Source organism: Agrobacterium sp. RC10-4-1 (genome assembly GCF_014138475.1).
GTDB lineage: Bacteria > Pseudomonadota > Alphaproteobacteria > Rhizobiales > Rhizobiaceae > Agrobacterium > Agrobacterium pusense.
The window spans coordinates 106317-130533 of record NZ_JACJIT010000002.1 but is presented as its reverse complement, the minus strand read 5'-3'; the positions used below and the strand labels follow the sequence as shown (position 1 = coordinate 130533).

Annotated in this window: 25 protein-coding genes; 11 read left to right on the top strand and 14 right to left on the bottom strand. The window is 60.7% G+C overall.

Annotation, left to right across the window (positions count from 1 at the left end):
• Positions 1-59 precede the first annotated feature (59 nt).
• The 4 genes from FHW77_RS04985 to FHW77_RS04970 are packed head-to-tail and all read right to left on the bottom strand — an operon-like array spanning position 60 to position 3970.
• On the bottom strand, positions 60-788 hold the full coding sequence (locus FHW77_RS04985) for an ABC transporter ATP-binding protein (RefSeq protein WP_004443349.1): 729 nt from the start codon (positions 786-788) through the stop codon (positions 60-62).
• Complete coding sequence (locus FHW77_RS04980; protein WP_034498713.1) at positions 788-1666, bottom strand: ABC transporter ATP-binding protein; 879 nt, start codon at positions 1664-1666, stop codon at positions 788-790. Before FHW77_RS04980 ends, FHW77_RS04985 begins: the two co-directional genes overlap by 1 nt.
• Complete coding sequence (livM, locus tag FHW77_RS04975) at positions 1666-3018, bottom strand: high-affinity branched-chain amino acid ABC transporter permease LivM (RefSeq protein WP_373887383.1); 1353 nt, start codon at positions 3016-3018, stop codon at positions 1666-1668. Before livM ends, FHW77_RS04980 begins: the two co-directional genes overlap by 1 nt.
• A gap of 49 nt (positions 3019-3067) precedes the next feature.
• Positions 3068-3970 carry a branched-chain amino acid ABC transporter permease gene (locus FHW77_RS04970; RefSeq protein WP_004443357.1) on the bottom strand — a complete coding sequence of 301 codons (903 nt, stop codon included), beginning with the start codon at positions 3968-3970 and terminating at the stop codon, positions 3068-3070.
• Positions 3971-4305: 335 nt separating this feature from the next.
• Here FHW77_RS04970 and cysQ point away from each other — a divergent pair, with 335 nt between their 5' ends.
• The 4 genes from cysQ (at position 4306) to FHW77_RS04950 (ending at position 7449) form a co-directional block, all read left to right on the top strand.
• The gene (gene cysQ / locus FHW77_RS04965; protein ID WP_004443358.1) at positions 4306-5094 is read left to right on the top strand and encodes a 3'(2'),5'-bisphosphate nucleotidase CysQ; all 789 of its coding nucleotides are present in this window, start codon (positions 4306-4308) and stop codon (positions 5092-5094) included.
• 337 nt (positions 5095-5431) lie between these two features.
• On the top strand, positions 5432-6472 hold the full coding sequence (locus FHW77_RS04960) for a DUF2793 domain-containing protein (protein WP_004443360.1): 1041 nt from the start codon (positions 5432-5434) through the stop codon (positions 6470-6472).
• 191 nt (positions 6473-6663) lie between these two features.
• Entirely contained in the window at positions 6664-6939 is a 276-nt protein-coding gene (sciP, locus tag FHW77_RS04955; RefSeq protein WP_003491799.1) for a CtrA inhibitor SciP, read from the top strand.
• Between the two features lie 228 nt (positions 6940-7167).
• Positions 7168-7449, top strand: coding sequence for a GNAT family N-acetyltransferase (locus FHW77_RS04950; RefSeq protein WP_004443362.1), 282 nt, complete (start codon positions 7168-7170; stop codon positions 7447-7449).
• Between the two features lie 237 nt (positions 7450-7686).
• Here the strand turns inward: FHW77_RS04950 and FHW77_RS04945 are convergent, their stop codons facing one another.
• Both FHW77_RS04945 and FHW77_RS04940 read right to left on the bottom strand, forming a co-directional pair.
• Positions 7687-7890 (bottom strand): DUF1059 domain-containing protein, encoded by a 204-nt coding sequence (locus FHW77_RS04945; RefSeq protein ID WP_004443364.1) that lies wholly within the window; start codon positions 7888-7890, stop codon positions 7687-7689.
• Between the two features lie 283 nt (positions 7891-8173).
• The gene (locus FHW77_RS04940) at positions 8174-8524 is read right to left on the bottom strand and encodes a flagellar export protein FliJ (RefSeq protein WP_003491821.1); all 351 of its coding nucleotides are present in this window, start codon (positions 8522-8524) and stop codon (positions 8174-8176) included.
• Between the two features lie 482 nt (positions 8525-9006).
• On the opposite strand from FHW77_RS04940, the gene ctrA reads away from it, so the two are divergent.
• A complete protein-coding gene (gene ctrA / locus FHW77_RS04935) occupies positions 9007-9711 on the top strand; it encodes a response regulator transcription factor CtrA (protein ID WP_004443365.1) in 705 nt (234 codons plus the stop codon).
• A gap of 121 nt (positions 9712-9832) precedes the next feature.
• Entirely contained in the window at positions 9833-10360 is a 528-nt protein-coding gene (locus FHW77_RS04930) for a GNAT family N-acetyltransferase (protein WP_004443368.1), read from the top strand.
• Positions 10361-10390: 30 nt separating this feature from the next.
• On the opposite strand, the gene FHW77_RS04925 is transcribed toward FHW77_RS04930, so the two are convergent.
• The 4 genes from FHW77_RS04925 to chpT all read right to left on the bottom strand — a co-directional run bounded on the left by FHW77_RS04925 (position 10391) and on the right by chpT (position 12982).
• Positions 10391-11437, bottom strand: a complete 1047-nt coding sequence (locus FHW77_RS04925) for an alpha/beta hydrolase family protein (protein WP_004443371.1) — start codon at positions 11435-11437, stop codon at positions 10391-10393.
• Between the two features lie 132 nt (positions 11438-11569).
• Entirely contained in the window at positions 11570-11632 is a 63-nt protein-coding gene (locus FHW77_RS26945) for a hypothetical protein (protein WP_313077219.1), read from the bottom strand.
• 90 nt (positions 11633-11722) lie between these two features.
• On the bottom strand, positions 11723-12250 hold the full coding sequence (locus tag FHW77_RS04915) for a GNAT family N-acetyltransferase (RefSeq protein WP_004443375.1): 528 nt from the start codon (positions 12248-12250) through the stop codon (positions 11723-11725).
• Positions 12251-12334: 84 nt separating this feature from the next.
• Positions 12335-12982 carry a histidine phosphotransferase ChpT gene (gene chpT, locus FHW77_RS04910; RefSeq protein WP_004443377.1) on the bottom strand — a complete coding sequence of 216 codons (648 nt, stop codon included), beginning with the start codon at positions 12980-12982 and terminating at the stop codon, positions 12335-12337.
• A 250-nt stretch (positions 12983-13232) separates the two neighbouring features.
• Here chpT and FHW77_RS04905 point away from each other — a divergent pair, with 250 nt between their 5' ends.
• Together FHW77_RS04905 and FHW77_RS04900 are read left to right on the top strand one after the other, a co-directional pair.
• Positions 13233-13829 carry a DUF1134 domain-containing protein gene (locus tag FHW77_RS04905; RefSeq protein ID WP_004443378.1) on the top strand — a complete coding sequence of 199 codons (597 nt, stop codon included), beginning with the start codon at positions 13233-13235 and terminating at the stop codon, positions 13827-13829.
• A gap of 310 nt (positions 13830-14139) precedes the next feature.
• Positions 14140-15390, top strand: coding sequence for a coiled-coil domain-containing protein (locus FHW77_RS04900; RefSeq protein WP_004443381.1), 1251 nt, complete (start codon positions 14140-14142; stop codon positions 15388-15390).
• Positions 15391-15626: 236 nt separating this feature from the next.
• Here FHW77_RS04900 and FHW77_RS04895 read toward each other — a convergent pair whose 3' ends face one another.
• On the bottom strand, positions 15627-16481 hold the full coding sequence (locus FHW77_RS04895; RefSeq protein WP_004443382.1) for a TrmH family RNA methyltransferase: 855 nt from the start codon (positions 16479-16481) through the stop codon (positions 15627-15629).
• Positions 16471-16863, bottom strand: a complete 393-nt coding sequence (locus tag FHW77_RS04890) for a hypothetical protein (RefSeq protein ID WP_004443384.1) — start codon at positions 16861-16863, stop codon at positions 16471-16473. Before FHW77_RS04890 ends, FHW77_RS04895 begins: the two co-directional genes overlap by 11 nt.
• A 38-nt stretch (positions 16864-16901) precedes the next feature.
• On the opposite strand from FHW77_RS04890, the gene FHW77_RS04885 reads away from it, so the two are divergent.
• The 3 genes from FHW77_RS04885 to rpoH all read left to right on the top strand — a co-directional run bounded on the left by FHW77_RS04885 (position 16902) and on the right by rpoH (position 20040).
• Positions 16902-17924 (top strand): RluA family pseudouridine synthase, encoded by a 1023-nt coding sequence (locus FHW77_RS04885; protein WP_004443388.1) that lies wholly within the window; start codon positions 16902-16904, stop codon positions 17922-17924.
• A 222-nt stretch (positions 17925-18146) separates the two neighbouring features.
• A complete protein-coding gene (locus tag FHW77_RS04880; protein ID WP_004443391.1) occupies positions 18147-18971 on the top strand; it encodes a class I SAM-dependent methyltransferase in 825 nt (274 codons plus the stop codon).
• A gap of 166 nt (positions 18972-19137) precedes the next feature.
• A complete protein-coding gene (gene rpoH / locus FHW77_RS04875; protein ID WP_004443393.1) occupies positions 19138-20040 on the top strand; it encodes an RNA polymerase sigma factor RpoH in 903 nt (300 codons plus the stop codon).
• 430 nt (positions 20041-20470) lie between these two features.
• Here rpoH and FHW77_RS04870 read toward each other — a convergent pair whose 3' ends face one another.
• Positions 20471-22771, bottom strand: a complete 2301-nt coding sequence (locus tag FHW77_RS04870) for a hypothetical protein (RefSeq protein WP_004443396.1) — start codon at positions 22769-22771, stop codon at positions 20471-20473.
• A 70-nt stretch (positions 22772-22841) separates the two neighbouring features.
• Positions 22842-24140: an adenylosuccinate synthase gene (locus FHW77_RS04865; protein ID WP_004443399.1), complete on the bottom strand. Its 1299-nt coding sequence runs from the start codon at positions 24138-24140 to the stop codon at positions 22842-22844.
• Positions 24141-24217 lie beyond the last annotated feature (77 nt).

Sequence of the window (24217 nt, the reverse complement as noted above, 5' to 3'; positions counted from 1 at the left end):
GACGACGGACCGCCGTTTGCAGTCTTGCGCCGCAAAATTTCCGGCGCAAGTAAAATCTTTCAGTGCCGTCCGCCTTCGAGATAGGCGGCGCGTACCTGCGGATCGGCGAGCAGTTCCTTGCCCGAACCGCTCATCGTCACCTTGCCGTTGACCATCACATAAGCGCGGTCGGAAAGCTTGAGCGCGGCGAAGGCGTTCTGCTCCACGAGGAAGACGGTCAGACCCTCTTCCTGATTGAGTTTCTTGATCGCCTCGAAAATGCCCTTGACGATCAGCGGAGCGAGACCCAGCGAAGGCTCGTCCAGCAGCAGGAGCTTCGGACGCGCCATCAGCGCGCGGCCGATGGAGAGCATCTGCTGCTCGCCGCCGGAAAGCGTGCCGCCGCGCTGGCTCTGACGCTCCTTCAGGCGCGGAAACATCACGAAGATCTTCTCGACGTCTTCCTTGAAATATTTCAGGTTATCGAGATTGGCACCCATCTGCAGGTTTTCCAGCACTGTCATGCGCGGGAAAATCCGGCGGCCTTCCGGCGATTGGGCGATGCGCTTGCGGGCGATCAGATGGGTCGGCAGCTGGGTAATGTCCTCGCCATCGAAGATCACCTGGCCGGCGCGCGCCTGCGGGCTGCCGCAGATGGTCATCATCAGCGTCGACTTGCCAGCGCCATTGGCGCCGATCAGGCTGACGATTTCGCCCCTCTTCACTTCGACATCGACACCGGCCAGAGCCCGGATATTGCCATAATAGGTTTCGACACCCTGGACTTTCAGAAGCGGTTCACCGGACATCAGGCCGCTCCTCCGTCGAGTTCTTCCGCAATGACGTCTTCCACTTCATCATCCTCGACACCCAGATAGGCGGCGATGACCTTCGGGTCGTTCTTAACATGGTCCGGCGTGCCGTCGGAAATCTTCTGACCGTATTCCAGAACCACCACGTGGTCGGAAATCTGCATCACCACGGACATGTCGTGCTCGATGAGGAGCAGCGACGTACCCTCGTCGCGGATGCCGCGCAGCAGCGTGTTGAGCGCCAGGGATTCCTTCGGATTGAGACCGGCGGCCGGCTCATCGAGGCACAGCAGTTCCGGGCCCGTGCACATGGCGCGGGCGATTTCCAGGCGGCGCTGCGCGCCATAGGGCAGATCGCCCGCCGGATCGTCGGCGCGATCGATCAGATCGGCCTTTTCCAGCCAGTATTTGGCTTTTTCGATAGAAGCATCCACCGCCCGCCGGTATGCGGGCAGGCCGAGAAGGCCGAGGATCGTGTAACCCGAGGCCTTCATCAGCGCATTGTGCTGCGCCACCAGCAGGTTTTCCAGAACGGTCAGGCCCGAAAACAGGCGGATGTTCTGGAAGGTGCGCGCCACCTTTGCCTTCTTGGTGATTTCGAAATCCGGCAGGCGCTCGAGTAGATGCGTCTCGCCATCCTGCTGGCGCATGGTGATCATGCCCATGGTCGGCTTGTAGAAGCCGGTGATGCAGTTGAAGACCGTGGTCTTGCCCGCACCGTTCGGGCCGATCAATGCGGTGATCTCGCCGCGCTTCGCCTCGAAGGAGAAGTCGTTGATGGCCATAAGGCCGCCAAAGCGCATCGAGAGATGTTCGACCTTGAGGATCGTGTCGCCAGTGGTATTGGGTGTCATTGTTGTTGTTCCGGAAGCCATCAACCGTGACCTTCCTTGGTAAAGCTGCCGGAGACGGCCTTGCGTTCTTTAAGGAAAGCCGTGGGTTCACGCGAGCCGACGAAACCGCGCGGCTTGAACAGCATGACGATGACCATGGCAAGCCCGAACAGCAGCATACGATAGAGTTCCGGCGTGAAATCGGGCCCGAAGACATGCTTCAGGAACTCCATTTCGCGCAGAAGCTCGGTGCCGCCGACCATGACGAGCGCCGCAATGGCAATGCCGGTCAGCGAGCCCATGCCGCCGAGAACGACGATGGCGAGAATGACGGCGGATTCGAGGAACACGAAGCTTTCCGGCGAAACGAACCCCTGACGGGCGGCGAAGAAGGAGCCGGCAAAACCGCCGAACATTGCGCCCGTGGCAAAAGCGGTGAGCTTGGTGATGACCGTATCGATGCCGAGCGAACGGCAGGCGATCTCGTCCTCACGCAGCGCTTCCCACGCCCGTCCGATGGGCATGCGGCGCAGGCGGATGGTGACATAGGCCGTCAGCATGCACAGCAGCAGGATCACGTAGAACAGGAAGATCTTGTAATAGGCCGAGGACATCGACAGGCCGAACGCCTTGGCGAAATTGTTCGGCGCGCCGACATCGAACGACCAGATGCCGAAGATCGACGCCTTGGCGATGCCGGAAATACCGAAAGTGCCCTTGGTCACATCCGTCCAGTTGAGCAGCACGAGACGGATGATTTCACCGAAGGCGAGCGTGACGATTGCCAGATAGTCGCCGCGCAGGCGCAGCACCGGAAAGCCGAGGATGATGCCCCAGAAGCCTGCCAGAATGCCGGCAACCGGCAGCAGCACCCAAAACGACAGGCCGAACTGGCTGGAGAGCAGCGCATAAGAATAGGCGCCCACCGCATAAAAGGCGACGTAACCGAGATCGAGCAGGCCGGCAAGGCCGACGACGATGTTCAGACCCCAGGCCAGCATCACATAGATCAGGATCTGGATGCCGAAATTGTCGACGAATTTCAGCGAGCCCTGGAAACCGAAGAGCTGCACCGCGATAACGGGATAAAGCAGCAGCAGAACCAGCGCCAGCTTCAGAAAGTGCTTGTGGAAAAAGCCCTTTTCCTCGGAAATCTCCAGAACGCCGCTCTTGGCCTTGGCCAGCTTGCGACGATCCAGCGACGGCTTGATAAAGCCGACCATAAGGAAGCGGCCGATGGCGGCAACGGCGACGAAGATCGCCAGAAGGCCCCAGCGCGTGCCCCAGATCAGCTGGTTGTTGATGTCCTGATAGGTGACGATGCCGACATAAAGAATGAACATGCCGAACGAGATGACGCCCGCAATCAGGCCCTCCTTCACGGCTGTCGCCATCAGGCTGGGGCCGGAAGAGGTGTTTTCGGAAGCGATATTGGCCATGGGATCACACCTTCTCGACTTCCGGGCGACCGAGGATGCCGGTCGGCTTGAAGATCAGCACGAAAGCCAGGATGCCGAAAGCCGCGACATCCTTGTAGGCGATGGAGAAATAGGCCGACCACAGCGATTCGATCAGGCCGATCAGGAGGCCGCCGAGAACAGCGCCCGGCAGCGAGCCGATGCCGCCCAGAACGGCTGCGGTAAATGCCTTGACGCCGGGAATGAAGCCGTCGCTGAAAGAGGCAACACCATAATACATCAGATACATGGTGCCGGCGACCGCGGCGAGTGCTGCACCCATGATGAAGGTGATGGAGATGGTCTTGTCGACATCAACGCCGAGCAGCGCCGCCATCTTGCGATCCTGTTCGGTGGCGCGCTGCGCCCGGCCGAGCGGGGTCTTGTTGACGATATACCAGAAGGCGAAGAGCAGCACCGAGGTGACGACCATGATGATCAGCTGCTTCAGCGACACGGTGATGGCGCCGAAATGATAGCTTTCGGTCACCAGCGACGGGATCGGCTTGTTGCGTGGACCCTGCGTGACCTGGATGAAATTGGACAGCGCGATCGACATGCCGATGGCAGTGATCAGCGGCGCAAGACGGAAGGAGCCTCTGAGCGGGCGGTAGGCGACGCGTTCGATCACCCAGTTCCACAGGCCGGTCATCAGCATGGCGACGACCATCATCAGAAGCAGAAGAAGCGCCACCGGAATGCCGGCGACAAAGGATGTCACGATCAGGAAAACGATCAGCGCGGCGAAGCCGCCGAGCATGAAAATATCGCCATGGGCGAAGTTGATCATGCCGATGATGCCGTAAACCATCGTATAGCCGATAGCGATGAGGCCGTAGATCGATCCAAGAGTCAGCCCGTTTATGAGCTGCTGGATAAAATACTCCATGTCTTTCCCCCGGGCACGACCTCAAATGGGCCACGCCTCGTTATGTTAATTATAGGGGCGCCCTTGCAGGCAGACCCCCACCCTCAAAATGCATATCGTGTTCGTTAAAAATGTGAAGTCAAAAACGGGCGATCCTGCACAAAATTTGGAATTTCCACACCAGCTGCCGCTTTCACGATCAGAAGAGCCATGATTTTGGCAGGAAGTGCTGAAAAAATGACGGTCGAATGCTTATTTTAGCATTGTCCAACGCCATTATTTGACGGGCAGCGGGCAAAGGAGTAGCGAAGATCGGAACGGCGATATCCCGCAGACGGGATTCAATTGGCAAAGAGATGATCGACATATTGACGAAAGCGGCGCTGGACGCCGGGCAGGCCATCATGGCGGTCCACCGTGCCGGCCCGCACGTGTCGTACAAGGATGACTGCTCGCCGGTGACGGAAGCCGATCAGCGTGCCGAAGCGATCATTCTTGCGGCCCTGGCCGCCCATTTTTCCGATATACCGGTGGTTGCCGAAGAGGCCGTGTCGAGTGGCATCCTGCCGGAAACCGGAGCGGAATTCTTTCTCGTCGATCCGCTGGATGGAACCAAGGAGTTCATTTCCGGCAAGGATGATTTCACCGTCAACATCGCGCTCATCCGCAACGGCGCTCCGGTGGCCGGTGTGGTTTACGCCCCCTGTCGCGGACAGGCGTGGACCGGCGAGGGCAACGCCGCCGAAAAACTCGCCATATCGGCCGAAGGCGTCATCCTGTCGCGCCACCCCATCCGGGCCCGCCAGCGCGGCGCTTCCCCCGTGGCGCTGATCAGCCGCTCGCACTGCACCGCACGAACGGAAGCCTTCGTGGCCGAACATGGACTGAAGGACTGTATTTCTGTCGGCTCGTCGCTGAAATTCTGCATGCTGGCGGAGGGTGCCGCCGATATCTACCCGCGCTTCAGCCGCACCATGATGTGGGACACGGCGGCGGGCGACGCCGTGCTGCGCGCCGCCGGCGGCCGGACGCTGGACTGCTCGGGCCTTCCGCTAACCTATGCGGTGAAGGGCGATGGCGAGGATGCGCTGGCCAATCCGGATTTCATTGCCGAAGGGGCGATGGCGGTGGAACACGCGGGGTAACGGGCGCTCGGCGTTTGCTGCGGCTCTTGCGACGGGCGGCATTGGTGAGCTTCGGTGTGTGTGGCTTTACCCCCTCTGCCCTGCCGGGCATCTCCCCCTCAAGGGGGGAGATCGACTCGCGGATAGGTCTCCCCCCATCTCAATGTTTGCGAATGAAGTGGCGGTAGCGCTTCCTGCCGATCTCCCCCTTGAGGGGGAGATGCCCGGCAGGGCAGAGGGGGGTAAAGCCACACACACCAAGGCCCCCCAAAAAATAATTAACCCCCGCTCATCCCCACCCCACGCCACCACCTCACAATGCCCCCGCAACGAAACACCGCAGCGCGGAAGGCACATCATGACCGAACAGACGGCGAGACTTCAGCTTCCCTATATCCTCCCCTCGCAGGCGCAGAAACACGTCACCCACAACGAGGCGCTGCAACGGCTCGACGCGATCGTGCAGCTGGTCGTCAAGGCTGTGGTTGCCGCACCGCCCGAAAACGCCGCCGAGGGAGATTGTTTCCTCCTCTCCGCCGACGCTACCGGCGATTGGGCCGGCAAGGGCGGCAGGCTCGCCTTCCGGCAGGATGGCGCGTGGCTCTCGATCACACCGCAGCCCGGCTGGACGGCATGGTTTGCGGCCGAAAGCAGATATCGCGTCCTGCGCGACGGCGGCTGGCGTGACCTGCCACTGCCGGCCACCGGCCGGCTGGAAAGCATGGGAATCGGCACGGAGGCCGATGCCGTCAACCGGCTGGCGCTCGCCTCCCCCGCCAGCCTTTTCACCCACCCGCAGGATGACGGCAGCCACCGCATGACGATCAACAAGGCGGGCCGGGCCGATACAGCCTCATTGCTGTTCCAGTCCGGCTGGAGCGGCCGCGCGGAAATGGGCCTGGCCGGAAATGACGGGTTTTCGATCAAGGCCAGCACGGACGGGACCTCATGGCACACCGCCATAGTCTGCAGCGGCGATGGTCGCGTCTCGATGCCCAACCGCCCGCTCGCCGTCGCTGGCCTGCCGGCGGGCACAACGAAGCCGGCCAATGGCTCTGCCGCCGGTTTTTCCGTGCTCTCCCTCGCTGAGGGCGGCTTTGCCCTCGGTGATGCGGCAAGTGGTGGTGGGCGCGACCTGGTGGTGCCAGCGAAGGGCCTCTATCTGGCCATATTGACGCTTGCCGTGGTCTCGTCTTCCGGCCACCGGGTGACGCTGTTGATCAACGGCGCGGCGGCCGATTTCGGCATCGCGGGCAATGTGTCAGACTCAGGCGCGTCGCAGTCGGCAACCGCCTTCCTTCGCCTCGATGCCGGCGACCGCCTGCGGCTGCACCATGAGGGAACGGTGGAATTGACCCAGGGCAACGGCAAAACGTGCCTTTCGCTTGCGTGGATCTGATCTGGACAACCGATGAGAGAGAAAAATTGCGATTTTTGGAAAAATTTTTCCCCGACAAAATAAGGCGACTCGAACAAATCAGGCGAAACCGTTCAAATTCTTAATAAATTGTCACGAGCTGCTTAGGCAATTTTTAAAGGTACGGGGCTAAAGTTCCCGTCATATGGTCTTGAGTTTGTATAGAGTGTCCAATGACCGAAATGATACGCCCACGAGTTAAATATGTCATCGGCCCCGATGGCAGCCCTCTGACGATTGCGGATCTTCCGCCTGCCAATACCCGGCGCTGGGTCATTCGCAGAAAGGCAGAGGTTGTTGCCGCCGTGCGCGGTGGACTGTTGAGCCTCGAAGAGGCCTGCGAGCGTTATACGCTCACCGTTGAAGAATTCCTGTCCTGGCAGTCCTCGATTGCCGATCATGGCCTTGCCGGCCTGCGCACCACGCGCATTCAGCAATACCGCCACTGAGAAAGTGCGCCGGCGCGCCAAAGGCGCCCAACGCCGGATTTTCAAAACGCCCCGTCAGTTTATCGACGGGGCTTTCGGTTTGATTTCGGATTTTTCATTCAGAACCATGCCTGCTGACGGTGAGAGATTGTCACCGGTTTGTGTCCGCTGCGTTCGCTATCCCGCTGTTTCAATTCGGGCGCAAGCCGCTACAGTGGAGATACGAACAGCAATGGGAAGGCAGAGATAATGGATATCAAGACAACCGAAACCGGATCGCGCGGCGAATATCTCGCAACCGTCGACGGCCATACGGCGGAAATGACCTATTCCCGCACCTCCCCTTCCCTCATCATCATCGATCATACCGGCGTGCCCGATGCGCTTCGCGGCAAAGGCGTCGGCCAGGCACTTGCCGCCCACGCCATCGATGAAGCCCGCAAGGGCGGCTGGAAGATCATTCCGCTCTGCCCCTTCTTCAAGGCCCAGACCCTGCGCCATCCAGACTGGGCCGATGTTATCCAGGGCTAAGCGCGCTTTATCCTCTGTCTGAGGGCAGAAGTCGCAAGCGTCGCGGCATATTTCTTCTCCCCGCCGGGGAGAAGGTAGCCCGAAGGGTCGGATGAGGGGGAAACGCCAGTAATATGCGGAGAACTTGCCCCCTCGTCCCGCTGCCGCGAACTTCTCCCCGGCGGGGAGAAGAAAAAAGCGGCTTACGCTTAATCCCTCACAGCCGTTGCAAATATCGCGTCATTTCATAAATGCGTGTCACGCCACCTTCAACGGTGGGGTCCCGGCATGCATGCTCCGGCGGACCTCTTCCCGGAATTCGAGCGTATCCTTTGCGCCGTGCACGGCCACGGCATGCTGCACGGCCGCCTCCATCAGCTCCTCCTGGGAATCGGCCGAAATGGCAACGGTGCATCTGCTGTCACTGGGAAATTCACGGCAATCGATATATTGGCGGGCCATTTTTTCCTCCCTGCAATGGCCGCCCGCACCCGCACGGGTGCGTGCGCGTAAAAGCCTCCGGCTCACGGTCGGAACCCCTGTAAAATACGCCTTTCCGCATGTCCGGACAATCGAAATCGGGGCGGCCGCCCCGTCGTGGCGCGCTGGTGAAGCAGCAAGGCAAAAGGCCGCCCTGATGGAGCGGCCTTTCGAAAAAAAGCATGTCGTCCCGTCATTGAAAGCCGCCTCCTGATCCACCGGCAGCCGTCAATGAGGACGAGGTTCGTCAGTTCTGCGCCACCTGTCAGGCGCGGGCGCGGATGGCTCCGTCGCGGTTTTCCAGTGCGGCGGCCTTTTCATATTCGGCCTGCACCTCTTCCAGCGATGCCTCGGCGGCCTCCTGCTGGGCCTTCAGTTCCCGGATGGAAACCTGAAGATTATCCGCCCGCTGGCGCGCGGCCTTGGCGAAGGTCGGATAGGCGAAATGCGTCGGATCGGTAATGCCCGACTTGCTCTCTTCCAGAGAGATCTGATGCACCAGTTCCTTTGCCATCCGCTCGAATTCGGACATCATCTGCTGCAGCTGGTTAAGCTGCCTGCGTTTTTCATTAACCTGAAATTCCTTCAGGCGAACCAGGCTGTCACGCGACTTCATACGCAATACTCCATGGATAGCGAGACCCGGATCAAAAAGGGCACTATGCCCCCTCGACCGGCCCGTTTAACCCGCCCTTTCAACCGGCCGGGTTAACCCGTTGTGCCGGAATGATTCCCGAAAGTTACCCGGCGTTAATAAAAAACCGCCGCCGTTAACCTTTCGTTTACGGGCATCGTTAATGATAAACACGATCATTTAAGGGTCGGTAAATGCCAGGTCCAAAAAAATGGGCCAGACGATGTAAGAGTCGATTGAATCACTTAGCGGGAAATCCTCACGTTAAGCTTCAATTTTGGCGATGGTGGATTCACGTGCAAAAACAGCGAAATGCCTAGTTTGCTTAATAAATTCGATACACCTTGCCAAAGGCAATTAGAATTTGTTAACCATTTGGTGGCAGCCTGCAAATCAGGCAACGTCTGGATCCGCATCGCGCGAGGCAATGTTTTACCGGTTCGCGGGCGGCAAAGGGGATAATTATGCGGGTTCTACTGATTGAAGACGACAGCGCGACAGCGCAGAGCATTGAACTGATGCTGAAGTCGGAAAGCTTTAACGTTTACACGACCGACCTCGGTGAGGAAGGCGTGGACCTTGGCAAGCTTTACGACTACGACATTATTCTTCTCGACCTTAACCTCCCCGACATGTCGGGTTACGAGGTGCTGAGAACGCTTCGGCTTTCCAAGGTCAAGACGCCGATCCTCATCCTGTCCGGCATGGCCGGCATTGAGGACAAGGTTCGCGGCCTCGGCTTTGGCGCAGACGATTACATGACGAAGCCGTTCCACAAGGACGAGCTTGTTGCCCGCATTCACGCAATCGTCCGCCGTTCCAAGGGCCATGCGCAGTCGGTCATCTCCACCGGCGAGCTGATCGTCAATCTCGATGCCAAGACGGTTGAAGTGGGCGGCCAGCGCGTTCACCTGACCGGCAAGGAATATCAGATGCTTGAGCTGCTTTCGCTGCGCAAGGGCACGACGCTGACCAAGGAAATGTTCCTGAACCACCTTTATGGCGGCATGGACGAGCCGGAACTGAAGATCATCGACGTCTTCATCTGCAAGCTGCGCAAGAAGCTGGCAAACGCCGCCGGCGGCGCGAACTACATCGAAACCGTCTGGGGCCGCGGTTATGTTCTGCGCGAGCCGGATGGCTCGACGGAATATCTCGAAACCGCCTGATTCCTGCTGGAACAGGGCTGTTTTAAAAGACCCGCTGGAAACGGCGGGTTTTTTGTTGACTGCGGGTCGCGGCAGGTCGGCAACGGCGTCCCGCTCAGGCGGAGGCGCGAGAGGACAATAAATGACGGACACAATCCCCACCCTCGTGACAAATCGCCTTAACCTTCGCCCACCGCGAATGGACGATTTCCCGGCCTATCGTGATTTCATGGCGTCACCGCGCTCCACCGGCGTCGCCGGACCGCATGATCTCGCCGCCGCATGGGCCATGTTCTGTCAGGACAGGGCATTGTGGTCGTTCTTCGGTCACGGCGCGCTGATGATCGATCTCGCCGAGAGCGGCGAATGCATCGGTCAGGTCGGCATCAATCACGGCCCCCTCTATCCCGAGAAGGAACTGGGCTGGCTGCTTTACGACGGTCATGAAGGCAGGGGTTATGCGGCGGAAGCCGCAACGGCGCTGCGGGACTGGGCCTTCGATACGCTGAAGCTTCCAACCCTCGTCAGCTATGTCAGCGCAGGCAACCGCCAATCCGCGGCCGTTGCGGAGCGAATCGGCGGGGTGCTGGACATTGCCGCGCCGCGCCCGCTGCCATCCGATCTGGTCTATCGCCATGATGTGCGAAGGGATCGGCATGCAAGGACGTGATCGATAGAGCCGCATTTATGCGGCCCGTCTTTATTTTAAAGCGTCACGCAGAAAGGTCGTGACTGCACCACGGATCTCCTGATGCAGTGCCGCCCTGTCTCTTCCGCCACCGCTGCGGCATATGAATGCTTCATTGGGCGATTCTTCCAGCAGGCGTTTTTCGCCATCTTCCTTGCATATCTGCATGAAACTCAAATGGGTGGCGTCCGGTATCACATGATAGGTGGTCGTCGCCTTTGGCAGAAGAGCGGCGACACGGTCTGAATCGGCTTTGATCGCCGCAATCTCCGGCGTTTCCACGCCAGCGGCCATCACCAGAACCGGAACGTCCACCTGTCGCAACGTCTCAGGCAAAAAGCCCGCCGCCGGGCCCAGATCAAGCGAAACGACAGCGCGAATACGGTTATCATACCTACTCATTGAGAGGCGCGGATCGGCCTTTCCACCACCGATAATTCCCACCTTGCTTAAGAGCCGGTTGGCTTTGCATTGCGGCGGCAGCGGCGTCACATCGCAACCTTCAAGAGCCAGATCGGCACTATATCTTGCGCCTGCAAGTTCCATCGCGGTCCAGCCGCCGAGCGAATGGCCGATGACTGCGATGCGCCGACTGTCGATGCGCCCGGCAAGCGCCTCATCTTTGAGGAGCGCTGTCAGGACCGTACTGATGGCGCGTGGCCTTTCCCAAAGTGCCACCACCTCGTTTCCCTTCTGCGCCTCGAAATCTTCGCCAGCATGATCGGGTGCGGCGACGACATAACCATCATGCACCAGTTCACCCGCAAGCCAGTTGAGGTTGCGCCAGCTGCCGCCGTAACCATGAGACAGCAGCACAAGCGGGTGAGAACCCGGGGCACGGGAGGCGTCCAGGAGAACATCAAGCCCGAAAAATATGGCGTTCTCGCCGACAGTCTCCGCTTTCCCGGAAGACGTGGTTGGATACCACTTTGAAACTGCGAGAGTTTTTCCGCCCTGATCAGCCGGCAACTCAATCTGTTTGAAACCTACGGCCTCTTTGGCGGTCACGCTTGCGGTCAGCGCGAAAAGGAGCATTGCAGCTAGTGTCAGTATGCGCATGTTTGTCTCTCCGTTGGTCTGGACGGAGAAAAGATTGGCTTATCCGATTGCTGGAGAGACCTTGAACGCGCTCGTCGTCGTGCTCGATCGTGATCGAGGCCGTCGCGGCAACGGCCAGGTTCACGTGGCGGATCAGATCGCTGCAAGCTGCTGGAGATGGCCTGTCATGCCGACACCCTCCCCGCCCGAACTCACCGTATCGAAGTAGTCGTGCCAGCCGCTCTCGGCGGTTGCCTCCACTACTATGAGTCAAAGCCCTTTGTCCGTGCTTTGGACATCGTGGAGTTAGGGTGTCCTGATCCGCTCGAAAAGCCGCACGGGGCTTTCCCGGAAGGTCGTCTCCCGGAAAGGGCGGAAGCCGAAGCGGGTGGCGATTGCGAGGGAGGGTACGTTGAGCGGATCGATCATGCACACGATCCGGTTCGACATGCCCTGCGTGTCGAACCAGCCAAGCGCGGCCTGCACGGCTTCGCTCGCCACGCCCTTGCCCGTCAGATCCCTGTCGATCTTCCACATGGCCTCCGGTGCGGTGTCGAAATCCGCGCCATGTCCGCGGCGCATATGGGCGAGACCCACCTCGCCGACGATTCGTCCCGTGGACAGTTCCTCGACCACGAAGGGCCCGAAACCGAAGACGGACCAGTGGCCGATGAAACGCAAAAGCCGCGCGAAAGCGAGTTCGGGATCGAGCGGCGATATTGAGTTCACCCCCGGAATGGGTTGAACGGCCGCGCTCCAGAAAGCGCAATAACGCGCTTCGTCCTCGATGGCGTGCGGCCGAAGACAAAGACGCGCGGTTTCGACACGAATCATGAGACCTCCCCTGGAAACGAAAAAGGGCCGGGCGCTGGCAAAACCGGCCCGACCCCTGATGGCATCACTGTCGCATTGAAACGATCACGCCGCGATCGTCTTTGCCGTGAAGACGATACGATCGTCATGCACCTTGTATTCCACCGTCATATTGGCCTCCTCGGCCAGAAGCAGTGTGTAATAGGGCTGAACGGAATGGGCGTCGACCGCCTCTTCCAGCCTGCCCTCGTAGATTTCCACGAACTTGCCCGGCACGCGCATCATCCGGCCCTTGACGGTGATTTCGAACTTGGCGTCGCCATCGGGGTTTTCAAGCAGCACATCCACATTGCCACCGCGCGGTATCGCGCCATAGGCCACGAGGAAGAGGTTGAGCAGAAGCTTGACGCGGTTCTTGGCAACGATGGCGCGCGGGCCGTTCCAGCTGACTTCCGCCTTCTTTTCGGCCTCTGCAAAATCCTTGGCGGCCTTCTCGGCCTCGCCGGTATCGATCGACGCGCCGGCGGAACCGGAAGCACCGAAAGCAAGGCGGGCGAACTTCAGCCGCACGGATGCGTTAAGGGCTGACGTGCGGATGAGATCGAGCGCATCGTCATCCGTGCCGCCCTCGTCCAGCAGTTCGAGGCCGTTATTGATGGCGCCGACAGGAGAAATCACATCATGGCACACACGGCTGCACAGAAGGGCCGCCAGATCGGGACCGGACAGCGTGATATTGAGTTTGCTGGTCATAAAATTCTCTCCTGCGCAAGGGAGGCGCGGACGGTGTGGAAATTGTTAAGCCATAATGACACCATATTTGGTAAACCGATTGTTAATAGGATGGTTTCAAAATGCCAAATGCCTTAACAGGCCACACTGGAGCCCCGTGTATCCGCCAGGATGCGCGAAACATGCTGTAGAACTTTGACTCTGCGCGTCGGCCCTTTCGAAACCGATTCGGATTTTCGAACCGACGCGCTAACGAAACAGACGGACGGACATGACGATGCGCCTTAAGAAAACCCGCACCATTGCACGCCTCGGACTGGGAAAGATCGTCGCGCTCCTCGCGAGCCTGCTGATATGGGTCGCACCGGCCGCGGCCCAGAACAGCGATCAATATTCTTTCCAGGAAGTCGTGGATGCAGGCCACGGATTCTTCGGCGAAACCACCGGCGGCCTTGCCAAGGTGGTGGAGCGCGCCTTCCAGCAATACGGTCTTCCGAACGGTTACATTCTCGGCCAGGAGGGCTCCGGCGCCTTCGTTGCCGGCCTCACCTATGGCGAGGGCACGCTTTACACCAAGAATGCCGGCCAGCACCCCGTCTTCTGGCAGGGACCGTCGCTCGGCCTCGATTACGGCGGCCAGGGCACCCGCGCCATGATGCTGGTCTACAATCTGCCCTCGGTTGATTCGCTCTATCGCCGTTACGGCGGCGTCAGCGGCTCCGCTTTCATCGTCGCCGGCGTCGGCATGACCTATCTGAAAAGCAGCGAAGTCACGCTCGCCCCCATCCGCACCGGCATCGGCGCACGCCTCGGCATCAATGTCGGTTACCTGAAGCTCACCCAGCAGCCGACCTGGAACCCCTTCTGATTCGCTGAGGTCTAACCGGAGCTAACGGTGGTCTATAGGATGAGGCATTGCGGCAGCTTTCTTCTCCCCGCCGGGGAGAAGGTGGCCCGAAGGGTCGGATGAGCGGGCAACCTTGCCGTATCTCATAACTCTCGCCCCCTCATACCGCTGCCGCGGACTTCTCCCCCTCGGGGAGAAGAAACAAGCGGCAAGGTCCCGCCCACGAATTGCCAAAGGGAAACCCCTCCCCACGGTTGCAATAATAGCGTAACGTGTTTTCGCGCCCCTCTTTCCGAATGCGCGCGTATCTGAGTTTCGGAGACTGTAAAGCGTGATCGAATATGCCATTCTCTTCGGATTGGGTTTTCTCACCGCAACACTGCTGGCCCTGTTGATCGCACCTGCGATCCACCGCCGCATCGTCGCTTATACGGAAAACCGCATACGCGCGACAATGCCCATCAGCCCGCAGGAAGTCCGCGCCCAGAAGGACATGGCGCGTGCGCTCTACGCCGCCGAAAACGCCAAGGTCCGCCAGGAACTGGAAACGGAGCGGGAAAAGAACACCTCGCTCCGCCTCGCCAACGAGGCCGCTTCCAGCGATGCCTATCGCCTCGGCGAGCAGAACCGCAGCTTTTCCCTGAAGATCGAAGAGCTGACGCTGGAGATCGGCGAATTGCGCGCCGCACTTGACGCCAGCGAAGAGCGCGCCGGCATCATCCAGGCCAACCTCCTGCAGCAGGAGCAGGCTGCCAATGAGCGCGCCAGCCAGATGTCCGATCTCACCGCCCGCCTCACCAACCTGACGCGCGAACTTGATGATTCGAAAATCCTCGCCGCCACCCGCGATCTCGAAGCCGAACAGGCCAAACAAAGCGCCACACGCTTCCGAAAGGAAGGCGAGACCGTCACCCGCGAGCTTCAGGATATCGCCAGCCGCAACCGGGAAGCGATGGAAGCCGTGGCGCGCGAAAGCCGCAAGGTAACGAGGCTTGAGGAGCAACTGGCCAGCACCATCGCCAAAAACGCCGACCTCGACACGATGCTGACCCTGCGCAACCAGGAGGTCGCGCGCCTCAAGGAACAGTTGGCCGCAACCGGCGGCCGCAGCAACGACATGATCATCCGCCTGCCGAACCCCGCTGTTCCCGCCGAAAAGCCGGTTGAGCGGCAGCAAGCCGCAGCGCCGGCCCCTGCCGCCACGCTCGAAACCGCGCCCACCATCGAGACGGACGCACAACAGACGGTAGCCCCAGAGGATGCCGCCCCGGCCTCCCCGCCAGAGGAGCCGGGCGCACAGCCGGGCGCATCGGCACCGGAAGGTCTGGAACAGGAAATCGAGGATATCCGCAATCAGGGCACCGCGCTCACCGAGCGCCTGTTGAATGTGCGTGGTACCGGTAATGACGAGCCCATCCGCCGCGAAATCGCGAGGATCGCCGCCGAGATGATCGCGCTGACAGCCGCGCAGGAGGGTGAGGCATCGCCTATTCCGGGGCTGCTGGCCAAGGCGTCTGGTTCATCGGGGCGGGAGAGCCTTGCGAAGCGGGCGAAGGTGGTGATGGAGAAGCGGAAGCGTTAGGTACTCGGTGTATGCCGCTTCACCCCCCTCTGCCCTGCCGGGCATCTCCCCCACAGGTGGGGAGATCGATATGCGGCAAGGTTTTGCCCATCTCAACGTTAGAGAATGAAGTGGCGATATCGCGTCTTGCCGATCTCCCTCCTTGTGGGGGAGATGTCCGGCAGGACAGAGGGGGGTAAACCCCACCCACCAAGGCAAGCGTAAACTTCATCCGCAAAGATGGCGTTAAGCACTCCTCACACCCGCCCGATCACCCCCGCCATCTGATAAAGCGCCAGCCCCGAAGCCGTCCCCGCATTCAAGCTATCCAGCTGCGGCGACTGCGCAATCCGCGCCGTATGAAACCGCGACAGCACCGATTGCGGCAACCCGTCGCCTTCCGTGCCGATGACGAGCGCCATGCGTTCAGCGCGGGGAATATCGCGGATTTCGGTCTCGCCACCGGGCGAAAGGCTCCAGATCGCAAAACCGGCTGCCGCGAGCCGCTCCAGCATCTCCACTGCCCCGCCGCCGCGATGATAGGGAACCGACAGCACCGACCCCACGGAAACCCGCAGCGCCTTGCGATAGAGCGGGTCGCAGCACGTCTCGTCCAGCAGCACCGCATCGGCATAAAAGGCTGCGGCGTTGCGAAACATCGCGCCGAGATTATCGTGGTTGGAAATGCCGCAGCCAACGAGCACCAGGGAGGACGCAGGAAGTGCTGCCGTCATCTCTTCCAGGCCGTCATCGCGCACCCGCCGCCCGAGCGCCAGAATGCCGCGATGCAGGTGGAAACCGACGATACCATCCAGCACCGGCGCTTCGGCCACATAAACGGGCACATCTTCGGGGAAATCGGAAAGAATATCCGCAACGCCGGAAAGCCGGTTGCGCAGGATCAGGATGCTCTCCGCCGCAAAGGCCCCACCCGCCTTGTGGGCGGCGGCCAGCATGCGCAGCACCACCGTGCCTTCGGCGATGAAACGCCCCTGCCGGCCGGTGAGATCACGCTCGCGAATATCGCGAAAGGCGGCAATGCGCGGATCGGCCGGGTCATCGACCGGAATCAGCGCCCGCCCATCCAGCAGGTTATTGACCTCACTGGCCATCAACAGTCACGTCGGCCAGGAACCGGCCGCTGGCGACGTTGAAGACCAGCGCCTTGCGCGTGCCGTTGGCCAGCCGGCCGTAAAACAGCATGTCACCGCCGGAATAGCTGACATTGTCGATCGTGAAGCCCTGCGGCAGGCTGGCGGTGACGGCCATCGGGCCACTACCAGTGGGAACGGCGAGGTTCGGCGCTTCCGTCTGCGTCTGAACGGCCTTCGACGGCCCCATCGCCTTGTAGACAACCGCACCGAAGACAGCCATAAGGCTGATAAACATCACGGAGCCCGACACGATCTGCAAACGGATCATCTTGCGGCGAACTTTTTCCATGGCCGGATCAAGCGGCTTGTCTTCCTGTTCGTCTTGCTCGATCTGCGTCATCGGGTTCCCTGAAATGCTGATGGATCGGAAAAATAAGAATGAACGACCCCTTTAAACAAGGCGGAGACGCAAGGAAAGTCCTGATTGCCGGGGAAGACGCCGAAGGCCGCCTCGATTCCTGGCTGGCGGGCGAAGTGGGCAGCGACTTCTCCCGCAGCCGCCTGAAGGCGCTGATCGAACAGGGCGCGGTTTCCCTCAACGGCAAGCCGGTGACCGAGCCGAAAAAGAAGGTGCATCCCGGCGACCGTATCGAGATCGTCATGCCCGAGCCGGAAGACCCGGAACCCAAGGGCGAGGACATTCCCCTCAACGTGGAATATGAGGATGAAGACCTGATCGTGCTCGTCAAGCCCGCCGGCCTCGTCGTGCATCCCGGCGCCGGCAACTGGACGGGAACGCTGGTCAACGCCCTCATTCATCATTGCGGCGACAGCCTCTCCGGCATTGGCGGCGTCAAGCGCCCGGGCATCGTACACCGGCTGGACAAGGAAACGTCAGGTGTCATGGTCGTTGCGAAGAACGACAACGCCCACCGGCATCTGGCCGCGCAATTTGCCGACCATGGCCGCACCGGGCCGCTGGAACGCGCCTACAAGGCCATCGTCTGGGGCCGCCCGCGCACGCTGCGTGGCACAATCGACGCAGCGCTCGGCCGCAGCGTCGACCGCACCAAACGCGCCGTCAAGCACGAGGATTCGGATGATGCCCGCGAGGCAATCACCCATTACGAGGTAGTCGAGCGTTATCACGAGCGGCCGGACGCCACCTGTCTCGCCTCGATGGTGGAATGCCGTCTCGAAACGGGCCGCACCCACCAGATCCGCGTGCACATGGCCCATATCGGCCATCCGCTGATCGGCGATCCCGAATATGGCGCGGCCTTCCGTACCAAGGCGAACCTTCTGGAAGAACCGGCAAAGAGCATCGTCGGGCGCTTTCCGCGCCAGGCACTGCATGCCTATCTGCTCGCTTTCGAACACCCCCGCACCGGCGAGGTGATGGAGTTCGAAACCGAGCTTCCAGAAGACATGGAAGCCTTGGTCGCCGCATTGCGTGCCTGAAAACGCCTGGCGCAGTTCCAAAAAACTGCGCCGCACATTTCGCCGGAAGCTTCGGATAACAAAAAAAGATTAGCGGAACGCGATATTCTGCCGACGGTCCTCTTCATAGACCGCCCCAATTTCGCTTTAATCCTCGCACCTCCTTTGCCTCGCAAAGCCTTGAACCGCCGCACGTTCGAACTGCCTTGAACGGAGCCGGCACGATGACGGGATCGCGTGCGCATGACGATTAAAGACCGCCGGTTTATATTCCAGGAGCTGCGCAGCGTCGAAGGTTACATCGACCCGCCGGATGCGCTCGTCTTCAAGGCACTTCTGCAGGCGCAGACGAAAAGCGCCCTTAGTGGCGGCATCGCGGAAATCGGCGTCTATTACGGTCGCTCCTATTTCCTGCTGCGCAAATTCGCGCAGAGCCAGGAAAAGGTGCTGGGCGTCGATCTTTTCGATCTGGACCCGCCGCAAGACGGCAGCCTCGACCAGTATGAACGCCTGATGGAAAACGGCCGCCGGCTGGGTTTCACAATGGATCGGGACCTTATCATCAAGGGTGACAGCACGCGGCTGACACCAGACGACATCACGTCCCGCATCGGTCCGGCACGCTTTTTCAGTATTGATGGTGGCCATCACCTGCATCACGTGCTGGCCGATGCGAAACTGGCCATGGAGGTGATCGCGCCGCACGGCATCATCGTTTTTGATGACACCTTCAACCCCGCCTGGCCGGAAGTGACGGTGGGTGTCGCCGATTTCCTGCGCACCCACGGCCACAGCCTCGTTTGCTTCGGCATGACGAAATACAAGACCTATGTGTGCCACCGCGAATTTCACGCAACCTATGCGCAGGCCATTGCCATCGATCCGGACCTGCAGGCGCTTGCCCATGTCGAGACGCAGTTCCTCGGCGCGAAGGTGGTGCGTCTGCACAATCCGATGCGCAGACGGGTGATGTATGAGCTGATGGTGCGCTCCGGCCTTGGCGGTTTTTCGGAACGAATTTACCGCTCGAAAGTTAAACAGATCAAAGAAGGGGTCGCCTCGACATAACGCATGTGTGAACGCAGCGTTCGCTTGAAACGCGGCGTGAGCGTACATATCTGTCACATGGGTTCGTGCGGGGTCGGTAACGACCCGCAACTTACGGCGCGCCTCCGGCGGGTTATTCGCCGATCAAAGAGGGTGCCGTTCCAGACCATAGATAAGGGGGTGCTTTATGGCCCGCAATAGTTTGCCTACGATTACAGCCGGCGAAGCCGGTCTCAATAGATATCTCGACGAAATCCGCAAATTTCCGATGCTGGAGCCGCAGGAAGAGTACATGCTTGGCAAGCGTTACGCCGAGCATGGCGACCGCGACGCCGCCCACAAGCTCGTCACCAGCCACCTGCGTCTCGTTGCCAAGATCGCCATGGGTTACCGTGGTTACGGCCTGCCGATCGGCGAAGTCGTTTCCGAAGGGAATGTCGGCCTGATGCAGGCGGTGAAGAAATTCGATCCGGAACGCGGATTCCGTCTGGCCACCTATGCAATGTGGTGGATCAAGGCCTCGATCCAGGAATATATCCTGCGCTCGTGGTCGCTGGTGAAGATGGGCACAACCGCCAACCAGAAGCGTCTGTTCTTCAACCTGCGCCGTCTGAAGGGCCGCATCCAGGCCATCGACGATGGCGACCTGAAGCCGGAGCATGTCAAGGAAATCGCGACGAAGCTGCAGGTGTCGGAAGAAGAAGTCATCTCGATGAACCGCCGCCTGCATGGCGACGCATCGCTGAATGCGCCGATCAAGGCGTCCGAAGGCGAGTCCGGCCAATGGCAGGACTGGCTGGTGGATGACCATGACAGCCAGGAAGACGTGCTGATCGAGCAGGACGAACTGGAAACCCGCCGCCGCATGCTGGCGAAAGCCATGGGCGTGCTGAACGACCGCGAACGCCGCATCTTCGAGGCCCGCAGACTTGCCGAGGAGCCGGTGACGCTGGAAGAACTCTCCTCAGAGTTCGACATCAGCCGCGAGCGCGTTCGCCAGATCGAAGTCCGTGCCTTTGAGAAGGTGCAGGAAGCGGTGCAGAAGGAAGCGCTGGAAGCGGCGCGCGCCCTGCGCGTGGTGGATGCGTAAGACAGCCCGCTCATGACGCCAATGCGCTGACCATGAATCATCCTCGGCCTTCGGCCGGGGATTTTTTGTTGGTAAAAGGCGGGCGATAGGAAATGGTCTGCCTCTGAGACCGACGATAGTGCTGGAGGAAAACCGGTAGGAAAAATATCGATGCTTCAGAGGATGCCGCTTACCCCCCTCTGCCCTGCCGGATATCTCCCCCACAGGTGGGGAGATCGGCAAGACGCGCTACCGCCGCTTTATCCTCGGCCGTTGAGTTGGTCGAGACCTCGCGGCATATCGATCTCCCTCCCTGTGGGGGAGATGCCCGGCAGGCAGAGGGGGGGGTGAGCCGCACCCACCAACATCCCCGAAACCCATCACCTGACACAGCAAAGACACCGCCGTAGCCATGTAACGAAAAGGGCGGCCTGAGCCGCCCTTTCAATCCTTATTGACCGCCCGTCGCCGGCGCTGATGCCGCCCATTCGCTGAGCGCCTTGTCGAAAGCGGCGATGCCGTCATTGCCCTTTTGCAGGGTCAGCAGCGCACGGCGGCCATTGCGGTAGGACACCGGAATATCGATCCAGTTGCGGCTCTTCAGAAGCTCCAGATTGGTCTTCATCGCATCCGGGAAGTCGTTGAGCGCGATCATGTGGAAATCGTCGGTGATCTTGGCCGGAACGGCGATCAGCGCGTTGCCGCGATCCTGCTCGGTGCTCTTCATCGCAATACGCTGGACGCTGTCGATCGCGCCGCCTTCAAAGCCGGGCGAAACCGAGAAGACGATTTCGATCAGATGGCTCGCCGGCAGCGACGGATCGGTGTTGCGTTTGAAGGTGATCAGCGCGCTGAGGCCACGGCCGGGAACGGTAATCTGCCCCTGCACGGTAGGCGAAGGCTTGCCTTCGGCATCATTTTCCTGCTGCAGCGACCAGGACACGCTGCCCTGAATCGCGGTCGGAACCGTCTGGCCCAGCACTTCCTCATAAAGGAACATGCGGTCGCCGGAAGCCGCGGCAGCAGGTTGCTGTCCGGCGGGTGCGCCAGCCGGTGTGCCGGCAGGCGCACCTGTATTGCCGGCCGGGCTTTCGCCTGCCGGTGGAGGCGCAACATTCTGCTCGTAGACCGACTGACCTTCCGCCGTGACGGGCTGGCCGTTCGCGCCCGGTGCCTGGCCCTCGTCACGCTCGGTGCCATCGGCCAGAAGCCGCTGGGTGAACTTTGTGCCGGTAACCGAACCGTCATCGCCATGCGACTGGTTCGGGTGGTTGTTTGGTGTGGCCGTCGGTTGCTGCTGGCCGGCCGCAGGCGGCTGCTGGGTCGCGGGCGGCGTGGTGGGCTGCGTCTGCGCCGTCTCCGGCGAAGATGTCTGGGTACCACCGTTCTGGGCAGAATTGACCAGCCCGCCGACCATGTCGTTCAGCGCATCGCGGTTCAGCCAGAAGGCATAACCACCGCCGGCAAGCAGCGCCACGCCCACAAGTGCCAGCACCACGGAGGCATAGTTGCGGCGCGGCTTCTTCTTGACCATGTAGGCAGGCGTTGCCGCAGCCGCGCCGAGGCCGGGCGTTTCATCCGAAGACTGGCGGGTGGTGGACGACGCGCCGTCGTAACCGATCAGCTCGTCCAGATCATCCCAGGGCGTACGCTCCCTGTTGTCCTTCGCCTGCGCCTGATCGCCGAAGGGATCGTTATCGGCACGCGGCAGGACGGGGGCGTCTTTGGCGGGAATGGCGATATCCGCATCCTGAAAATAGGACGAGAAATCTTCCACGACGGCCTTTTTCGGAGTGGCCTCCTCGCTCTGTCGCTGCTCGGACAACTCGTCCCGGGCGCCGAAAGCCGGAGTCTGGCCGAACCGCTGATCCGCATCGTCCCGCCTTTCGGGATCCAGCGTCACTTCCGGTTCCTGATAATGATGCGCGGGATAATCGGCAACGAGCGGATGCTCATCCGCCTCGGCGCGCCTGTCGGCATAATCGTCCGCCGCGCGCAGGTCCTCGTCCCGCGCCTCATCCAGCTTGCGCCAGTCATCTTCATCCACCGGCTGCGCCCAGTGGGCCGGAACGGACGCATCCTCTGCGAGCGGTGCGGTTTCGAATTCACGATCATGCTCGTCGGCCGAACGATAGGCCGGCTCTTCCTCCGCACGGGTGAAATAGGTTTGATGCACCTCGTCGGAAGCGACGGGCGATATCGGCGCCACGGGCGCGGGCGCCTCATAAAGCTCTTCCGGCTCGGCTTCGCCATGCTGTTCTACGCGCGGCTGTGGCTCAGCGTAAACCTGCTCATCCCGCTCGGCTACGGGCGTTTCACGGCCGGGTTCTTCTTCGGTGGCCTGCTCTTCGTAGACCGGCTCGCGCTCGTCGGCCTCGACGGGGGCGGGCTCCTCATAAACCTGCTCCTGCTCTTCGTGCGTAACAGGCTCGGCCGCATGCGCCGCGCGGTCGTCTTCTTCGATTTCGTGCTGGTGGTAAGGCGCAGCCGCGTCTTCGGCGACGGGGGAGAACGCGTCATCCTCCTCCAGCGCCGGAAGCGCCTCGGCATATTCGCTGTCCACCTCGGCAATGGCGGCGTCCAGCTTGGCGATCTGCCGGCGCAACAATTCTTCCGGCGGACGTGGCTTCATATTCTCGAGCTGGCGCACAACCGCACTGCGCGCCTTGTCGTAAACCTTCGCCCGGTTTTCGGGAGTATTGTTCGCCAAGCCATCCACGGCCTTGCGAATGACTGCTACAAAATCCGCCATAAGCACTTTCTCGTCGTGACCGGCGACGTACCGGCCCGATATGGTTTATGAATCTAGATCGCCGAGGACATTAATCCTCAAACGGATCAGTCACAAGTATGGTGTCGTCACGCTCGGGACTTGTCGACAGAAGCGCAACCGGCGCCCCGATCAGTTCCTCCACCTGCCGGACGTATTTGATTGCCTGAGCAGGCAAATCCGCCCATTTTCGGGCACCGACGGTAGATTCTTTCCAGCCTTCCAGCGTGATGTAGATCGGCTCCACACGCGCCTGCGCGCCCTGGCTGGCCGGAAGATGATCGATTTCCTGCCCGTCAAGCTTGTAGCCGACGCAGATTTTCAGCTCATCCAGACCGTCGAGAACGTCAAGCTTGGTGAGCGCAATGCCGGTAATGCCGTTGGTGGCGACCGACTGGCGCACCAGCGCGGCATCGAACCAGCCGCAACGGCGCTTGCGGCCCGTGACGGTGCCGAATTCATGACCCTTTTCACCCAGGAACTGACCGATTTCGTCATTGAGTTCGGTCGGGAACGGGCCTTCGCCAACGCGCGTGGTGTAAGCCTTGGTGATGCCGAGGATATAACCCAGCGAACCAGGACCCATGCCCGAGCCGGCAGCGGCCTGGCCGGCAACCGTGTTGGAAGAGGTCACATAGGGATAGGTGCCGTGGTCGATATCGAGCAGCGAACCCTGCGCGCCTTCAAACAGGATGCGGGCACCGGCGCGGCGCTTCTTGTCGAGCAGCAGCCACACGGTTTCGCTGAACGGCAGGATGCGCTCGGCAATCGAGCCCAGCTCTTCCATGATCGTTTCATGCGAGACTTCGGCCGCACCGAAACCGCGACGAAGTGCGTTGTGATGCGTCAGGATGCGATCGACCTTGGCGGAAAGCGCCTCCATGTCGGCGAGATCCATAACGCGGATAGCGCGGCGGCCAACCTTGTCTTCGTAAGCCGGGCCGATGCCACGGCGTGTGGTGCCGATCTTGGTGCCGCTGTTGGAGGCGGCGTCTTCGCGCATGCCATCCAGTTCACGGTGCAGCGACAGAATGAGCGTGGCATTGTCGGCGATACGCAGGTTTTCCGGGGTAACCTTGACGCCCTGCGCTTCCAGACGGCCGATTTCGGCGATCAGCGCATGCGGGTCAACGACGACACCATTGCCGATGACGGCGAGCTTGCCGGGACGCACGACGCCGGACGGCAGAAGCGAAAGCTTGTAGCTGACACCATCAATGACAAGCGTGTGGCCGGCATTGTGACCGCCCTGGTACCGCACGACGACATCTGCCCGCTCGGACAGCCAGTCAACAATCTTGCCTTTGCCTTCGTCGCCCCATTGCGAGCCGACCACCACAACATTCGTCATTTCTTGCTTTCCTGCTCATGGCGCTTGCACGCCCGATAACCCGATGGGAAACCCAAACCCGCGAATGTATACTGTGT

What these genes read in the sequence shown, in the direction of transcription:
- FHW77_RS04985 (WP_004443349.1), bottom strand. Translation starts at nt 788, where the DNA reads ATGTCCGGTGAACCGCTTCTGAAAGTCCAGGGTGTCGAAACCTATTAT.
- FHW77_RS04980 (WP_034498713.1), bottom strand. Translation starts at nt 1,666, where the DNA reads ATGGCTTCCGGAACAACAACAATGACACCCAATACCACTGGCGACACG.
- livM (WP_373887383.1), bottom strand. Translation starts at nt 3,018, where the DNA reads ATGGCGACAGCCGTGAAGGAGGGCCTGATTGCGGGCGTCATCTCGTTC.
- FHW77_RS04970 (WP_004443357.1), bottom strand. Translation starts at nt 3,970, where the DNA reads ATGGAGTATTTTATCCAGCAGCTCATAAACGGGCTGACTCTTGGATCG.
- cysQ (WP_004443358.1), top strand. Translation starts at nt 4,306, where the DNA reads ATGATCGACATATTGACGAAAGCGGCGCTGGACGCCGGGCAGGCCATC.
- FHW77_RS04960 (WP_004443360.1), top strand. Translation starts at nt 5,432, where the DNA reads ATGACCGAACAGACGGCGAGACTTCAGCTTCCCTATATCCTCCCCTCG.
- sciP (WP_003491799.1), top strand. Translation starts at nt 6,664, where the DNA reads ATGACCGAAATGATACGCCCACGAGTTAAATATGTCATCGGCCCCGAT.
- FHW77_RS04950 (WP_004443362.1), top strand. Translation starts at nt 7,168, where the DNA reads ATGGATATCAAGACAACCGAAACCGGATCGCGCGGCGAATATCTCGCA.
- FHW77_RS04945 (WP_004443364.1), bottom strand. Translation starts at nt 7,890, where the DNA reads ATGGCCCGCCAATATATCGATTGCCGTGAATTTCCCAGTGACAGCAGA.
- FHW77_RS04940 (WP_003491821.1), bottom strand. Translation starts at nt 8,524, where the DNA reads ATGAAGTCGCGTGACAGCCTGGTTCGCCTGAAGGAATTTCAGGTTAAT.
- ctrA (WP_004443365.1), top strand. Translation starts at nt 9,007, where the DNA reads ATGCGGGTTCTACTGATTGAAGACGACAGCGCGACAGCGCAGAGCATT.
- FHW77_RS04930 (WP_004443368.1), top strand. Translation starts at nt 9,833, where the DNA reads ATGACGGACACAATCCCCACCCTCGTGACAAATCGCCTTAACCTTCGC.
- FHW77_RS04925 (WP_004443371.1), bottom strand. Translation starts at nt 11,437, where the DNA reads ATGCGCATACTGACACTAGCTGCAATGCTCCTTTTCGCGCTGACCGCA.
- FHW77_RS04915 (WP_004443375.1), bottom strand. Translation starts at nt 12,250, where the DNA reads ATGATTCGTGTCGAAACCGCGCGTCTTTGTCTTCGGCCGCACGCCATC.
- chpT (WP_004443377.1), bottom strand. Translation starts at nt 12,982, where the DNA reads ATGACCAGCAAACTCAATATCACGCTGTCCGGTCCCGATCTGGCGGCC.
- FHW77_RS04905 (WP_004443378.1), top strand. Translation starts at nt 13,233, where the DNA reads ATGACGATGCGCCTTAAGAAAACCCGCACCATTGCACGCCTCGGACTG.
- FHW77_RS04895 (WP_004443382.1), bottom strand. Translation starts at nt 16,481, where the DNA reads ATGGCCAGTGAGGTCAATAACCTGCTGGATGGGCGGGCGCTGATTCCG.
- FHW77_RS04890 (WP_004443384.1), bottom strand. Translation starts at nt 16,863, where the DNA reads ATGACGCAGATCGAGCAAGACGAACAGGAAGACAAGCCGCTTGATCCG.
- FHW77_RS04885 (WP_004443388.1), top strand. Translation starts at nt 16,902, where the DNA reads ATGAACGACCCCTTTAAACAAGGCGGAGACGCAAGGAAAGTCCTGATT.
- FHW77_RS04880 (WP_004443391.1), top strand. Translation starts at nt 18,147, where the DNA reads ATGACGATTAAAGACCGCCGGTTTATATTCCAGGAGCTGCGCAGCGTC.
- rpoH (WP_004443393.1), top strand. Translation starts at nt 19,138, where the DNA reads ATGGCCCGCAATAGTTTGCCTACGATTACAGCCGGCGAAGCCGGTCTC.
- FHW77_RS04870 (WP_004443396.1), bottom strand. Translation starts at nt 22,771, where the DNA reads ATGGCGGATTTTGTAGCAGTCATTCGCAAGGCCGTGGATGGCTTGGCG.
- FHW77_RS04865 (WP_004443399.1), bottom strand. Translation starts at nt 24,140, where the DNA reads ATGACGAATGTTGTGGTGGTCGGCTCGCAATGGGGCGACGAAGGCAAA.